The sequence below is a fragment of the Enterobacter sp. 725m/11 genome, assembly GCF_011683705.1.
Classification (GTDB): Bacteria; Pseudomonadota; Gammaproteobacteria; order Enterobacterales; family Enterobacteriaceae; genus Enterobacter; species Enterobacter bugandensis.
This window is the reverse complement of record NZ_JAAQOK010000072.1, coordinates 1-15,245: the sequence shown is the minus strand read 5'-3', so window position 1 is coordinate 15,245 and position 15,245 is coordinate 1. Positions and strand designations below refer to the sequence as shown.

Below are 15,245 nucleotides of genomic sequence, written 5' to 3'. Positions count from 1 at the left end.
CTTGTTGCCGTTTTTAGTGTTTTCACCCTCTCCCGTGGGAGAGGGATGGGGTGAGGGCATCAGACCGCACGAAATTACACACGAACCGGCGCCGTCGCCGCCTCCAGCCACGAACGCGCCTCGCTATTCACCAGCGGTGACAGCGCCTCACGTACCTGCTGATGATACTCATCCAGCCACTGCTTTTCCTGCTCGCTCAACAGATCCAGCTCGACCTGGCTTAAATCAATCGGGATCAGCGTCAGAGAAGCAAACTTGCAGAACCCCGGACGGCTCTCCACTATCTCCACCTGGTTTTCAATGCGAATACCGTGGCTATCGCCCAGATAGTATCCCGGTTCAATCGTCATGATATTGCCTGCCACCAGCGGCCACGGGTTGACCTTTTTGGCGATGCGATGCGGGTTTTCGTGGATCAGAAGCTGGTGGCCCACGCCGTGCCCGGTACCGTGATCGTAATCCAGCCCCATCTCCCACAGCGGACGACGCGCGAAAGCATCCAGCTGGTGCCCCTGCGTACCGGAAGGGAACTGCAGGGTAATCAGCGATAGAAAACCTCTCAGCACGGCGGTGTAGTGCAGACGCTGCTGCGAGGGGACATTACCCCACGCCAGCGTGCGTGTGGCATCGGTGGTGCCGTTAGCGTACTGACCGCCCGAATCGTTCAGGTAAAAATGGTTATGGCCGAGGGGCTTGTTGCTGGCCTCGCTTGAATGATAGTGGCACATCGCCGCATTGCTCGAAGAGGCGGAAATGGTCGCGAAACTCTGCTCGATAAAACCGGGCTGCTGTTTGCGAAATGCCAGCTGCTGCGCCTGGACTTCCAGCTCGGTTAGCGGTTGTCCCGCCGCCGCACGCAGCGGCACTTCGCGGCTCAGCCAGGCCAGGAAGTTGACCCACGCGGCGCCGTCCTGGAGATGGCACTCGCGATACCCTGCCAGCTCGACCGGGTTTTTGGTAGCCTTAATCAGGGTAATGGGATCGGTTCGCCAGACAATTTCACCGCGCGGTTCAATGGCAAAGCGCAGGGCCACCGGCGCGGAGTCGGCATCAACCATTACCCGCTTCCCTTCAGCAAGTTGCTGACAGCGCTCAATAAAGGTGTCCTGTGGCGCAATCGTGAAGGCGTTCAGAACTGCATCAGGGAGTTCTGCGAGCTTATTATCGTTAACAAACCACTCAACGCGGCCGTCGCGACCGAGCAGGGCAAATGAGAGCGGTACCGGACTGGTGGGGATATCTGAGCCGCGCACGTTGAGCAGCCACGCAATGTTATCCGGCAGCGTAACGGCCAGGTAGTCTGCGTTGTTTGCGGCCAGCACGGCGGCAACGCGCTGACGTTTGTCTTCGCTGCTTTCACCGCTTATCGCAACCGGCATTTCACGGATAAGCCCCGCCGGTGCGGCAGGGCGATCGGTCCATAAGGCGTCAAACGGTGACGCGTTCAGCGGCACGAGCGTGCACGGTGTGGCAGACAGCTGCGTAAACTCGGTATTCGTCATCAGCATTGGGTCAAAACCGATGCGCGTGCCCGCCGCGACGTTGGTCGTCAGCCAGTCTGCCAGCGGCTCGTTGTGCAGATGGTGGATCTCAACCTCATCCATATTCACCTGAACGCGGGCCTGCACCTGATAGCGCCCGTCGACGAACAGCAGCGCTTTATCCCTCAGTACCAGCGCGACGCCAGCAGAGCCGTTAAAGCCTGTCAGCCAGGCCAGCTTTTCGTCGTTCGACGCGCAATTCTCGCTTTGCCAGGCATCGGTGCGCGGAACGATCATCCCGTCGAGGCTGTTTTCCTGAAGCCACTGACGCAGGGCAGAGAGCGGAGTAGGGGTGTGCATGGTTTTTCCTTATTGTTATTAGCGGAACGGCGGCTCGTTGAAGGTGCGCAGCTTGCGCGAATGCAGTCGGTCGCCTTCCGCCCGCAGCAAGTCGATGGCGCGAATGCCGATCTGCAAATGTTCGGAAATCGCCCCTTCATAGAAACGGTTGGCCTGACCCGGCAGCTTAATTTCGCCGTGCAGCGGCTTATCGGACACGCACAGCAGCGTGCCGTAAGGAACGCGGAAGCGATACCCCTGCGCGGCGATGGTGGCGCTCTCCATATCAATCGCCACCGCTCGGCTCAGGTTGAAGCGCAGCGCGGAGGCGGAGTAACGCAGCTCCCAGTTGCGGTCATCCGTTGTCACCACCGTACCGGTACGCAGGCGCTGTTTGACCTCTTCACCCGGCATGCCGCTGACCTCTTTGGTGGCGTCGTAGAGCGCGCGCTGTACTTCGGCGATGCTCGGGATTGGGATATCCGGCGGCAGTACCGCATCCAGCACATGGTCGTCGCGCAGATAGGCGTGGGCCAGCACGTAATCGCCAATCAGCTGGCTTTCGCGCAGGCCGCCGCAGTGGCCAATCATCAGCCACACGTCGGGGCGCAGCACTGCCAGATGGTCACAGATGGTTTTGGCGTTCGACGGGCCGACGCCGATGTTGATCAGGGTGATCCCCTGACCGTCGGCGGTGATCAGGTGCCAGGCGGGCATCTGGTGTTTTTTCCACGCCAGATCGGAGATGGCCTGCTCGGGCGCTTCGGTCTCGGCGGTGATCCAGATCCCGCCCGCGCAGGAGAGGGCGATATATGGACTGTCCGGATCAAGGATCTGGCTACAGCCCCAGCGAACAAACTCGTCCACGTAGCGGGTGTAGTTGGTAAACAGCACAAACGGCTGGAAATGCTCGGCGGGCGTGCCGGTGTAGTGGCGCAGGCGCGCCAGGGAGAAATCCACCCGACGGGCGTCAAAGTGCGACAGGGGGGAAAACTCTGCCGGATGATAAATCCCGTCAGCCGTCTCATCGCCAATCTGTGACAGCTCGGTCGTTGGGAAGTGGCGGGTCAGTCCCGCGCTCATGGAGCGGTCAAGAGTCAGCGCCGAACCGTCAATCACGTACGGGTACGGGATCTCATGCTGTGAAGGCTCCACGGCAATGTGCGCGCCGTAATCCTGATACAACAGCGTTAGCTGTTCTTCCAGATAGGGGCGGAACAGTGCAGGGCGGGTGACGGTGGTGCTGTAGCAGCCGGAGTGGGTAAAACGGGCGTAGGCGCGGGTTTTCGGCGTCGTGCTTGCGCTACCGTCCCAGGTTACAGAGAGCGATGGATAAACAAAAAGGCCTTCGTTTCTGGCCTTTTGATCGGGAAGTTTCCCCGTTTCGATATATTCGCTGATGGCGCTGCGCAGCGCGTTGACGGACTGTTCATACAGCGCGTCGAGTTTTTCCAGCGCCTGAGCCGGGGTCAGGCTGGAGCCCTTATTATTCATCTCTGTCTCCTTGTTCCACAGGTGTGCGACTCTATCCGATAGTATGTCACACGCCTGTGAAACAAAAGGGAGATCAGCGGTGGCTCGTCTCTTTCATCAGAAGCGCCGTTGCCGCCGACAGCAGGCAGCCGGCCAGCAGATAAATCGCCACGCTGTGCCAGTTACCGCCGGAGAAGGTCACCAGCGCGGCGGCAATAAACGGCGTAAACCCGCCGCCGACCACGCTTGCCACCTGGTAACCCACGCCCGCGCCGCTGTAGCGGTAGCTGGCGCCGAACAGTTCAGTAAACATCGGCTGCTGCACGCAGACCACCATATCGTGAGCGATGTTGGCGAGCATAATGGCGAAGAAGACAATCCAGAACACAGACTGCGCCTCCAGCGCCATAAAGAACGGCCAGGCGCTGAGGGTGCCAATCAGCGCGCCGGTGATGTAGACGCGGCGGCGACCAAACCGGTCCGCCAGCCAGGCGAAGCAGGGGATGGTCAGACAGCTGATCCCGCCGACCAGCAGGCCGATATTCAGGAATAGTTCGCGCGGCAGGCCGAGGTTCTGCGTCGAGTAGTTCAGCGCAAAGGCGGTAACGATATACATCGTCAGCAGCTCGCACAGGCGCAGGGCGATAATTTTCAGAAAAGCGCCAGGGTGCCGAATCAGGGCTTCCATTACCGGCAGCCGCTTTTTGACGGACGGCTCCTCACGCTGCTGCTGTTCGAACTCTGCCGACTCATCCATCCCGTTGCGGATCCACAGCGCAGCAATCACCAGCACGATGCTGAAGATAAACGGGATGCGCCAGCCCCAGCTCAGAAACTGCTCGTCGGTGGTGAGCTGGCTGATTAATGATACCAGCCCGGTGGAAAGCAACAGCCCGACGCCGTACCCGACCTGCACGCCGCTGCTGTAAAACGCTTTCTTGTTTTTTGGCGCACTCTCAACGGATAACAGCGCCGCGCCGCCCCATTCGCCGCCCACGGCGAAGCCCTGAATGGCGCGCAGCGTCACCAGCAGCACAGGCGCCCACCAGCCAATAGCGGAAAACGAAGGAAGAATGCCAATCAGCGCGGTGGCAATCCCCATCATCCAGACGGTAAGCATCAGCATCCGCTTGCGGCCAAGCCGGTCGCCGAAGTGGCCGAAAATCACCCCGCCAAGCGGGCGAAACAGAAAGCCAACGCCGAAGGTGGCAAACGCGGCGAGGGTGCCCATCGCGGGGCTAACCTGAGGGAAGAACTCGCGGTTAAACACCAGCGCGGCGGTGATGCCGTAGAGCAGAAAATCATACCAGTCGACGACGGCACCTGCGAAGCTGCCGAGTGCAGCGCGGCGGGCGCGATTGAGCGAAGGTGTCTCCTCGTTGGGACGATCGGAGATGAGGGTGGAGTCCATAGTTGTCCTGTCCGTACTGTTTTTTATTATTGGTATAAGAAAAGGTCACTCACATAGCTGCCGTCATATAAACGGAACCTATGAGACTACCGCGACAAAACGCCTGAGAAAACGTTTTTATCTTTCCGGAAGGCGCTGAATAAATAAATTTCATCTTCCCCTGCCTCGAGATAAATCCGTCTGTTTGGCTCCGGTTCGTGCTGAATGGATTACAGTAATAGATACCGCTGCGTGACTAAAGCTGAGGGAAAAACGATGCAACGTAACTTTTCGGCATTCTGGATGGTCCTGTTTTTATTCGCCGCACCGCTTCATGCCGAGCCGAAAGTCTATGGCGAACAGCGTATTAGCGGCTGGTGGAATGCGCTGACGGATGATATCTCCCAGACCTGGGAAGAGCCGCAACGTTACGATTTGTACCTGCCGTTTCTGAGCTGGCACGCCCGCTTTATGTACGACAAAGAAAAAACCGACAATTACAACGAAATGCCGTGGGGTGGCGGCCTGGGCGTGTCCCGCTATAACGAAGAGGGCAACTGGAGCGCGCTTTTCGCGATGATGTTCAAGGACTCGCACAACGAATGGCAGCCCGCAATGGGCTATGGCTGGGAGAAGGGCTGGTATCTGGATAATGCCAAAGATTTCCGCCTTGGGCTCGGTGCCGCCGCGGGCATCACCGCGCGAGATGATTTTGCAAACTATGTGCCTCTGCCGTTCATCTTCCCGCTGTTTTCAGCTGGCTATAAGCGCGTTACCGTCCAGTTCACCTATATTCCCGGAACGTATAACAACGGCAACGTGCTCTTTGCCTGGCTGCGCTTAGGCTTTTAAAGGGTGATCACCTTTTTTGCCACGGCGTTAGACAATACCAGCATGGAGAAGAGAACAGAGGTGACGAACGTAAGCACAATCAGCGCCAGCTTCATGCCGAGAGAGGTCACCGGTATCAGCGCCGTCAGCAGATGAAACACCGAGTAGTGCACAATATATACGCCGGTCATCGTTTTGCTGATGGCGGCCAGAATGGACTCCTTTAATTCAGCATTGCGGCGAAAGCGAACGCCGTTCGCCGCAATCACCAGGGCAATAATCAGGATGTAGATCTGCGAGCCGGTGAGAATAAAGGCGTTTCTGTCGGCCTTAAACAGGGCAAAAAAGAAGTGGCGCTCGTAAAACCAGGTGAAGAGATAGATAAACGGGATGGCGACAACCGCCGCCCGGACCACATTTTTGCGGCTTATCCACTCGGCGACTTTTGTGTCGCAGAAGAGCTGCCCGGTCAGATAAAACAGCAGCCATGTCCACAGCCGATACTGCGGCGAAAGCGAAAGGACGTGCGTTTCAGGATAAAGCGCCGATAACAGATCGTATCCGTAGGAAAAGCACAGCAGAGCAGCAATCGCGCCGCAGAACAGCGATCTCCGCTGGCTAAGCCACTCCACCGCCGGGTGGAAGGTGTAAATCACCACAAAGGCGAACACGAACCAGGGCTGAATTAAATACCCGCGCTGATAAGGCTCCCACAGGTAGTAGATCGTTATCCAGAACAGAAAAACAATCACCAGACTTTTTATTTTACCCAGCTGCCATCGCGTGCCGTGCCGGGATTGCCCGTCGAGATAGCCCGACACCACAAAAAACAGCGGCGTGGCGATGGTCGAGATAAAGGTTAAAAAGCCCAGGATCCAGTGATAGTCATAGTCATAATGATCCCAGGTATTGTAGATGGTGAAGAAGGTGACCGCCGTCATACAGCCCAGCGTCTTGATAATGTTCAGCCCTGTCGCATTCATTGTTGTTTGGCTTCGTCCTTACGATGGAAACACGCATAGATCACGGGGAGTACCAGTAGCGTCAGGATTGTAGCAAACCCCAGTCCAAACATAATCACAACGGCCATGCTCTGGAAGAAAACATCCAGCAGCAGCGGTGCCAGGCCAAGTACGGTCGTGAACGCGGTGAGCAGGATAGGGCGCAGGCGCGAGGTGGCGGCATAAACGATCGCGCTGTGCTGATCCTTGTGCGTTTTCTGCTGTTCGATCTCTTCCACCAGCACGATGCCGTTGCGGATGAGCATTCCGCTCAGGCTCAGCAGCCCAATCAGCGCCATAAAGCCAAAGGGAATGCCGGTAATTAAAAATCCTGGCGTGACGCCAATCAACGCCAACGGTACGGTTAGCCAGATCGCGACGGCATTTTTTACCGAGCTGAACATCAGCACCGTAATAACAAACATCACCAGATACCCGAGAGGTAGCGTAGTGAACAGCCCTTGCTGCGCTTCGCTGGAGTTTTCCGCGTCGCCCCCCCACTCGATGCTGTAGCCGTGTGGCAGGGGAAGGGCATCCACCAGCGGCTTCACGCGGGCGAGAATATCACCGGAGGTTTGCTGGCTCAGCGGGGCCGGATCCGTCTGAACCGTCAGTACCCGCGAGCGGTCGCGTCGAAGGATGAGCGGATCTTCCCACTCCAGCGTGAAGCTGCTAACGACGTTACTCAGCGGGATATACTGCTGTCGCGCATGGCTCCATACCAGCACGTTGTTCAGGTGGCTGGCGTCCAGCCTTTCGCTTTCCGGAGGCCTCACCACCACGGGCAGCAGGTCACTGCCTTCCCGATACAACCCCGCCCGGCTGCCGGAGAAATTCATCTCCAGCGCGTTGTCGACGTCCTGCTTATCCACGCCAAGCTCGCGTCCCAGCGCGGCGACGTACTGTGGACGGATCACTTTGCTGCGGTTTTGCCAGTCGTTTCGGACGCTCCCCGTGGCTGGGTCGCGCGCCAGGATATCGTCCACCTGGCTGGCAATCAGACGCAGCCTGTCAGGATCCGGGCCTTTAATGCGCACTTCAATGGCGCTGTCGCCGGAGGGCCCAAACATCACCCGTTTCGTGCTGGCGTTGACCTGCGGGTAGTTACGCGCGATGTACTCATCCACGTAGCGCGTCAGCGCGGAGATGCTGCGCTGGTCATCCATACGCACCATGATCTGCGCGTAGTTGCTGTACTGCCGCTGTCCGCTGTAGGTCAGAATAAAGCGCATGCTCCCCTGGCCGATGGTCGAGACGGTGGTTTCCACGCCGGGCCGTCCCTTGATGGTTTTCTCAATATCGCCGGTCATTTTCTCGGTCCATTTGATATCGGTGCCGTAGGGTAACCAGAGGTCGACAAAGAAAATCGGCGTATTGGACGACGGGAAAAAGTTTTGCCGCACCGCGCCAAACCCCCAGACAGACGCGGCCAGCAGGGCGGCCATCACTACCAGCGTAGGCGCTTTATGGTGCAGCAGTGCGTTCAGCAGGTGCTGGTAGAGGCGGTAGAGACGTTTGTCGTAAGGATCTGACTCGTCAGTGGCATCCGGCGCGCTGTCGTTTTTAAACAACCACCACTTAATCAGCACCGGGGTGAGGGTGAGCGCCGAGAACCAGCTCAGCATCAGGGAAATCAGCAGCACCTGGAACAGAGATTTACAGTATTCCCCGGTGGAATCCTGCGATAGCCCGATAGGGGCAAACGCAAGGATGGCGATCACCGTCGCCCCCAGCAGCGGCAGGGCGGAGCGGCGGATGATGTTGTTTACGGCGGTTAACAGCGGGGAGCCCTGCTGCCGGGCAATCAACACCCCTTCGACAATCACGATGGCGTTATCCACCAGCATGCTGAGGGCGATAATCAGCGCCCCGAGCGAGATGCGCTGTAGCTCAATGCCACACAGATACATAATCAGCAGCGTGCCCAGCACGTTAAGGGCGAGAGAAACCGCGATGATGATCCCGCTGCGTACCCCCATAAAGATCAGCAGCACGCCGATGACAATTGCCAGCGCCATCAGGAAGTTAATAATAAAACCGTTAACAGAATGGCCCACTTCGGCTGCCTGATCGTAAAACAGATCTATCTGTATGCCTGCCGGTTTTTCCGCCGACATCTGGTTTAGCTTCGCCTCCAGCGCGTGGCCCACGTCGATCACGTTCACGCCGGGAATAAACGAGACGCCCATGGTGACGGCTTTTTTGCCGTTGGCATGGTAGATACTGGCGGGCGATTCGTTCAGCCCGCGCGACAGCGTGGCGATATCCCGCAGGCGCGTCGCCGCCCCGGTGCCGGAAGGGGTGATGATGAGATCCGCCAGTTCATCGAGATTCTCGAACTCACCGGTCGGGTGCAGACGAATGGATTCGCTGCCGGAGGTGATTTCTCCGGCGCTGGAAACGACGTTGAGCCTGCTGAGCAGGGCGGAAAGCTGGTTCAGCGTAATGCCGCGCGCGGCCATTTTGGTCAGGGAAATATCGATGTTGACCTGTTGGCTAATGGCCCCGCCGATGGCGACCTTCGCGACGCCGGGAACCAGAATCAACGCGCGGCGCAGCTGCTCTGCATATCTCACCAGTTCAGGATTACTGAATTCATCCCCGGAAATGGCGAAGAAGAAGCCGAATACGTCGCCGAAATCGTCATTCACAAAGGGCGTGACGACGCCGGGCGGGAACTGACGCGAGGCATCGCCCACGCGGCGGCGCAGCTCATCCCAAATCTGCGGCAGTTCGTTCGAGTGATAGCGTGAAGCGATATTGACGGTGATTTGCGACAGCCCGTTTGAAGAGATGGAGCTCACGTTGTCCAGGTAAGGCAGCTGCTGAAGGGCATTCTCCAGCGGCAGCGTCACCTCTTCTTCAACCTGCTGAGCGGATGCGCCGGGGTAGTGGGTGACCACCACTGCGGTTTTGATGGTAAAGGCGGGATCTTCCAGCCTGCCGATATTCAACAGGGCGAAAATCCCCCCAATGCCCAGCAGCAGAATCGTTAGCCAGACGCGAACCGGGTTATTAATAAATTGACGAGTGATATCCATTACAGTCCCCGCTCACGCGTCCAGATACGCACCGGCTGGTTAGCATGGAGCTCTCCCACGCCTGCGGCCACCACGCGCTCGCCCGCCTTAAGCCCGCTGGTGATCGTCACGCCTTCGGTTATCACTTGCCCCACGCTGACCTTGCGGTCTTCAAGATGGAGCGTGTCGCCTTCCCCCGCCACAACCCAGACGTGCGGCTCATTGCGTGGGCTGTTGTCCGGGTTAAAGACGGCCTCAACCGGTACAACCAGCGCCTGAGCGCCCGCGCCAGCCGGGAGGTTGGTTAAATTGATGGTCACCGTACCGCTTACGCCACCGACGGCGGGAAAATCATCTGGTCGCGGCATGGTCAGTATCACCTGCCAGGTCAGGGTATTACTGTCGCTGCTGCCCGAGTGCTCTTTGTAGACGGCGGTAAATTCCCGATCCGGAATGGCGTTAATTCTCACGACCGGACGATACTGCGCGTTGCGGATATCAAAGGTCTTAAACAGGTTTTCAGGGATGCTGAACACCACGTCAAGCAGATCGGTGCGGGTTAACGTCGCGATGGGCTGACCGGCAGACACCACCTGATGGTTTCTGACATGTACGCTGGCCGCCGTCCCGCTGAAGGGGGCGACGAGCGTCATCTGATTCAACTCTTCTCGGGCAATCTGCAGCGCCGCATTCGCCGAATCGCGGTTCGCACGCTGCACGTCCATTTCGGCTTTCGAAATCGCCTGGCGGCCCGCCAGCGTCTGGAAGCGATCGAACTGCCTCTGGGCCAGCGTCGCCGCCGTCTGCCTGTCGTTAACCCGCTGCTGGGCTTCACGGGCGTTCAATCTTGCAAGCTGTTGGCCCTGCTTGATGGCTGCGCCCTGACGCACATCGAGCGCTTCAATTTGACCAGCGCGCTTGAAGGAAAGGTCTGTGGCATCGGCCGATTCAATGCGGGCGGGAAAAACGCGCTGCTGGGCATAACCGGGAACCGTCACCTCCGCCACTTTAACCATTCTGGGCAGGGGGGAGGCTTGTTCAGGTTTAGGATCGCACGCCGTGAGCGTTAACAAAACGAACGGTAAAAGAGAGAGGTAGCGGTTCACTGTATTCCCCTAATAAATAACTGTTTTATTTATTCCATAACCTGGACAGGGGTGACACTATTCTGCCAGAACAGTGACGACCATATAGGTAAATAAACCAATCGCCGTGCTGGCGATAATGGCAAGCGCAATAAACATACCCAGTCGGATCAGGCTTATGCCATACATACATTCCTCCATGAGCCGGAAGCGGTAACTCACTATGAGCATAGTCGGCGAAAAGATAAATGTTAAATAACCATTAGCAGTGGGGACGCGCTAAACCTGAAATTCCTGTGCTACGTTTAATATTATTCATCTCTTTTACCGTAACTGGCATTAAGGGCAACCCCCTGCATTTAATGCGTTTTTTTTGCTTCATTCACTCTCATGTTGGTTATAAAAAGGATGCTCGATATGTATAAAAACATTCTCGTTCCGGTGGATGTCTACGAGACAAGCCTGGCGGATAAAGCGTTGCAGCATGCACAGTTTCTGGCGCAAAGCGCATTGGGTGACATTCATTTGCTGCACGTCATGCCAAAATTTTCAGCCGAGCTGACGCGCGGTTTTATTTCAGATGCGCGAAAGATGGATGAATATATGATTAATAATTCAAAAGAAAAACTGTCTGACCTGGTCAAAAAATTGAATTTGCCAGAAGAGCGCGTTCACCTCCATGTTCGCAGCGGAAATGTTCGTGATGAGGTTATTAAGCTGGCGGATGAACTTGCTGCTGGCGCGATTATCGTCGGCTCCCGCAATCCAAATATTCAAACCCATTTGTTAGGATCGGAGGCGGCAAGTATTGTTCGTTACGCCCATGTTCCTGTTTTCGTTATTCGTTAATTTCATGAAAGCAAGGTGATTTCTGAATAGAACCTGAGGAAGTAACAATGAAAACAGGAAAACCTGAACGTCCGTATTATCAACAAACCGTTGATGAAACCCTGTCGAATATCCACTCCACTCTGGAAGGACTTAGTGGCACTGAGGCATCAGCCCGACTTCAGCAGCATGGTGAGAATGCGTTACCGCAAAAAAAGGGCAAACCCGCCTGGCTGCGCTTCCTGGCGCATTTTAACGATGTACTGATTTACGTTCTGCTGGTGGCCGCGTTGCTTAAGCTCTTTATGGGCCACTGGGTAGACATGTTTGTGATCCTTGGGGTTGCCATCATTAACGCCCTGATCGGCCATATCCAGGAGAGCAATGCTGAAAAATCGTTGCAGAGTATTCGCAATATGCTCTCCAGCGAAGCCGTGGTGGTACGACAGGGGAATCATGAAACGATCCCCACTACGGCGCTGGTCCCGGGCGATATCGTGGTGATCCGCGCCGGGGATCGTATCCCTGCGGACCTGCGCGTGATTGAGGCGCATAACCTTCGCGTGGAGGAGGCCATCCTGACTGGCGAATCCACCGTTGTTGAGAAAAACAGCGATGCGTTAAGCGGGGAACTGCCCTTAGGCGATCGCTATAATCTGCTCTACTCAGGCACCACCGTCAGCTCCGGCGGCGGTAAAGGCGTGGTGGTGGCAACCGGGGGCGAGACCGAGCTTGGCCACATCAATCAGATGATGTCCGACATTGAAAAGCACCGCACGCCGCTGATGGTGCAGATGGACAAGCTCGGTAAGACCATTTTCATCACTATCCTGGTGATGATGGTAGCGCTGTTCGTCTTTAGCCTCCTGTTCCGGGATATGCCGGTTTCTGAACTGGTGCTGTCGCTTATCAGCCTCGCCGTTGCCGCCGTGCCGGAAGGCCTGCCGGCCATCATTTCCATCATCCTTTCGCTTGGCGTACAGGCCATGGCGCGTCGCAAGGCCATTATTCGCAAGTTGCCCACGGTGGAAACCCTGGGCGCAATGACGGTCATCTGCTCGGATAAAACCGGCACCCTGACGATGAATGAAATGACGGTCAAAGCGGTGATTACCGCTGATACGACCTATCGCGTGGAGGGCGACAGCTACGAACCGGTGGGGAATATTCACCCAGTAGATGACCCGACGCCCGTCAGCGTGACGCAGGGTTCCCTGCTGGAACGCTACCTGCGCACCATTGACCTCTGTAATGACAGCCAGCTGATCAAAGACGAGCAGGGGCTGTGGAAAATCACCGGAGGACCCACCGAGGGCGCCCTGAAGGTGCTGGCGGCGAAAATCCCGCTCCCACCGCTTGATACGGAAATGCGCAGTAAAATCCCGTTTGATTCGCAGTATAAATACATGTCCACGCTCTACCGACTGGGTGAAGAAGAGGCGATTTTAATCACCGGCGCGCCGGACGTCCTGTTCCGCCTCTGCCAGTACCAGCAGACGAATGACGGACTGCAGCCGTTCGATCAACCTTACTGGGAAGGGAAGATTGAAGAGTATGCCCGGGAAGGGCTGCGCATGGTGGCGGCGGCCTGGAAACCTGCCCGCGAGGGACAGCGCGAGCTGGATCACCCGGACCTCCATGATGGCGTGATCCTGCTGGGTATTGCAGGAATGATGGATCCGCCGCGTCCGGAGGCCATTACCGCGATTGCCGACTGTCTGCAGGCCGGGATTCGCGTGAAAATGATCACCGGCGACCACCCGCAAACGGCCATGAGCATTGGGCAAATGCTGGGGATTGGTAACGCCGCAAGCGCAATCACCGGACGTGAGCTGGAGGCGATGGATGACCGTCAGCTGAGCGACGCCGCGCAGCAGTACGATATTTTCGCCCGAACCAGCCCGGAGGATAAATTCCGCCTCGTGCAGGCCCTGCAAAGTAAACAGGAAGTGGTGGGCATGACCGGGGATGGCGTAAACGATGCCCCGGCGCTCAAGCGGGCGGATGTGGGTATCGCCATGGGGATTAAGGGGACTGAGGTCACCAAGGAAGCCGCCGACATGGTGTTAACGGATGACAATTTTGCCACCATTGCCAGTGCGGTCCACGAGGGACGGCGGGTTTACGATAACCTGAAAAAAACGATTCTGTTCGTTATCCCGAGCAACATCGCGCAGGCCCTGCTGATCATCATCGCGCTGCTGGCGGGGAACCTGATTCCGCTGACGCCGGTCCTGATCCTGTGGATGAACATGGCCACGTCAGCAACCCTGTCGTTTGGCCTGGCGTTTGAAGCGGGTGAGAAGAACATCATGAACCGGCCACCGCGCAAGGCGAATCTGCATGTGATGGACGGCTACGCTATCTGGCGCGTGGTGTTTGTCGGTCTGATGATTGCGATTAGCGCCTTCGTGCTGGAAGCCTGGCTACAGCCGCGCGGCTACTCGGCGGAATTCATCCGCACCGTGCTGCTGCAAACCCTGGTGACCGCGCAGTGGTTCTACATGCTCAACTGTCGCGTTAATGACGGCTTCTCGCTGAGCAAAGGTCTGCTGGCGAATAAAGGGATTTGGATCGTGAGCGGCGTACTGCTGGCGCTACAGCTTCTTATCATTTACGCCCCGTTCATGCAGATGCTGTTTGGCACCGAAGCGCTGCCGTTCCGCTACTGGGTCATTACCTTCCTGATTGGTTTTGTGATGTTCCTTGTTGTCGAGGCGGAAAAAGTGCTGACGCGCAGATGGCGTAAAATCGAAGCGTAATAGCGTAAACTGAGAAAGCCTGCCTGAGTCCAGGCTTTCTCTTTTGTGAGCACAGGAAATTATGATGCGACTTACCTGGTTCGTCCTTACGCTGTGTGCCGCTGTTCCCAGTGCGTTTGCCGTAACCTATACCCTGCCGCCGGAAGGCAGTCGGCTGGTGGGAACCCCGATTACCATCACCGTTCCCGAGCGCAATACGTTACCGCTTGAGGCCTTTGCTGCACAGCACGGGCTGGGGCTCAGCAATATGCTGGAAGCGAACCCGGGCGTTGATCCTTTTTTGCCCAAATCCGGCACCCGGCTGGTCATTCCTCAGCAGCTGATTTTACCCGACACCGTGCGCGAGGGGATTGTCGTTAACGTGGCGGAAATGCGTCTCTACTATTACCCGCCGGGCAGCAATACCGTCGAAGTACTGCCCATCGGCATTGGTCAGGCCGGTCGCGAAACCCCGCGTAACTGGGTCACGGCGGTTGAGCGCAAGCAGGAGGGCCCCACCTGGTCACCTACGCCGAACACGCGTCGTGCCTATGCGGCAGAGGGGAAAACGCTACCCGCCTTCGTGCCAGCCGGGCCGGATAACCCGATGGGGCTGTATGCGATATATATCGGCAGGCTATATGCCATACACGGCACAAACTCCAATTTCGGCATTGGGCTACGGGTGAGCCAGGGCTGTATTCGTCTGCGTAACAACGACATTAAATATCTTTTCGATAATGTCCCCGTGGGCACCCGCGTGCAGCTTATCGATCGGCCCGTTAAGGTGACCACGGAGCCGGACGGCAGCCGCTGGGTGGAGGTTCACGAACCGCTGTCGCGTAACCGGGCGGAATTTGAATCGAGCCGGAAAGTGCCTCTGCCCATCTCCGCCGCACAGCAGACACAGTTGATAAACGAGGGGGCGGGCGCTGAACTGGAACGGCGGTCGGGGATGCCGGTTAAAATCGGCATGTAAGGGCATAGTGCGGGCTGGTGCCCTCACCCCAACCCTCTCCCACGGGAGAGGGGGAACACACTAAAAACGGCAACCCA

At 57.2% G+C, this 15,245-nt stretch carries 10 protein-coding genes; 4 read left to right on the top strand and 6 right to left on the bottom strand.

The annotated features are described in order from the left end of the window. Positions 1-74: 74 nt before the first annotated feature. The 3 genes from HBA26_RS21390 to shiA form a co-directional block, all read right to left on the bottom strand. On the bottom strand, positions 75-1,841 hold the full coding sequence (locus tag HBA26_RS21390; RefSeq protein ID WP_126346158.1) for an aminopeptidase P family protein: 1,767 nt from the start codon (positions 1,839-1,841) through the stop codon (positions 75-77). An 18-nt stretch (positions 1,842-1,859) separates the two neighbouring features. Then, entirely contained in the window at positions 1,860-3,314 is a 1,455-nt protein-coding gene (locus HBA26_RS21385; protein ID WP_041909184.1) for an AMP nucleosidase, read from the bottom strand. A 73-nt stretch (positions 3,315-3,387) separates the two neighbouring features. Beyond that, positions 3,388-4,704 carry a shikimate transporter gene (gene shiA / locus HBA26_RS21380; RefSeq protein WP_100170000.1) on the bottom strand — a complete coding sequence of 439 codons (1,317 nt, stop codon included), beginning with the start codon at positions 4,702-4,704 and terminating at the stop codon, positions 3,388-3,390. A gap of 255 nt (positions 4,705-4,959) precedes the next feature. Between shiA and pagP the strand changes: the two genes are divergently transcribed. Then, positions 4,960-5,535: a lipid IV(A) palmitoyltransferase PagP gene (gene pagP / locus HBA26_RS21375; RefSeq protein WP_028013749.1), complete on the top strand. Its 576-nt coding sequence runs from the start codon at positions 4,960-4,962 to the stop codon at positions 5,533-5,535. Here pagP and HBA26_RS21370 read toward each other — a convergent pair. The 3 genes from HBA26_RS21370 to HBA26_RS21360 are packed head-to-tail and all read right to left on the bottom strand — an operon-like array spanning position 5,532 to position 10,641. Further along, positions 5,532-6,497, bottom strand: a complete 966-nt coding sequence (locus tag HBA26_RS21370) for an acyltransferase family protein (RefSeq protein ID WP_126346157.1) — start codon at positions 6,495-6,497, stop codon at positions 5,532-5,534. The genes pagP and HBA26_RS21370 overlap by 4 nt on opposite strands. Further along, a complete protein-coding gene (locus HBA26_RS21365) occupies positions 6,494-9,556 on the bottom strand; it encodes an efflux RND transporter permease subunit (protein ID WP_126346156.1) in 3,063 nt (1,020 codons plus the stop codon). Before HBA26_RS21365 ends, HBA26_RS21370 begins: the two co-directional genes overlap by 4 nt. Beyond that, positions 9,556-10,641 carry an efflux RND transporter periplasmic adaptor subunit gene (locus tag HBA26_RS21360; RefSeq protein WP_164558245.1) on the bottom strand — a complete coding sequence of 362 codons (1,086 nt, stop codon included), beginning with the start codon at positions 10,639-10,641 and terminating at the stop codon, positions 9,556-9,558. Before HBA26_RS21360 ends, HBA26_RS21365 begins: the two co-directional genes overlap by 1 nt. A 396-nt stretch (positions 10,642-11,037) precedes the next feature. Between HBA26_RS21360 and HBA26_RS21355 the strand changes: the two genes are divergently transcribed. From HBA26_RS21355 to ldtA, 3 genes are all read left to right on the top strand, one after another. Then, on the top strand, positions 11,038-11,469 hold the full coding sequence (locus tag HBA26_RS21355; RefSeq protein ID WP_028013745.1) for a universal stress protein: 432 nt from the start codon (positions 11,038-11,040) through the stop codon (positions 11,467-11,469). A gap of 47 nt (positions 11,470-11,516) precedes the next feature. Continuing rightward, positions 11,517-14,210 (top strand): cation-transporting P-type ATPase, encoded by a 2,694-nt coding sequence (locus tag HBA26_RS21350; RefSeq protein WP_166721037.1) that lies wholly within the window; start codon positions 11,517-11,519, stop codon positions 14,208-14,210. A 61-nt stretch (positions 14,211-14,271) separates the two neighbouring features. Continuing rightward, positions 14,272-15,168 carry a L,D-transpeptidase gene (gene ldtA / locus HBA26_RS21345; protein ID WP_045260382.1) on the top strand — a complete coding sequence of 299 codons (897 nt, stop codon included), beginning with the start codon at positions 14,272-14,274 and terminating at the stop codon, positions 15,166-15,168. Positions 15,169-15,245: the final 77 nt, after the last annotated feature.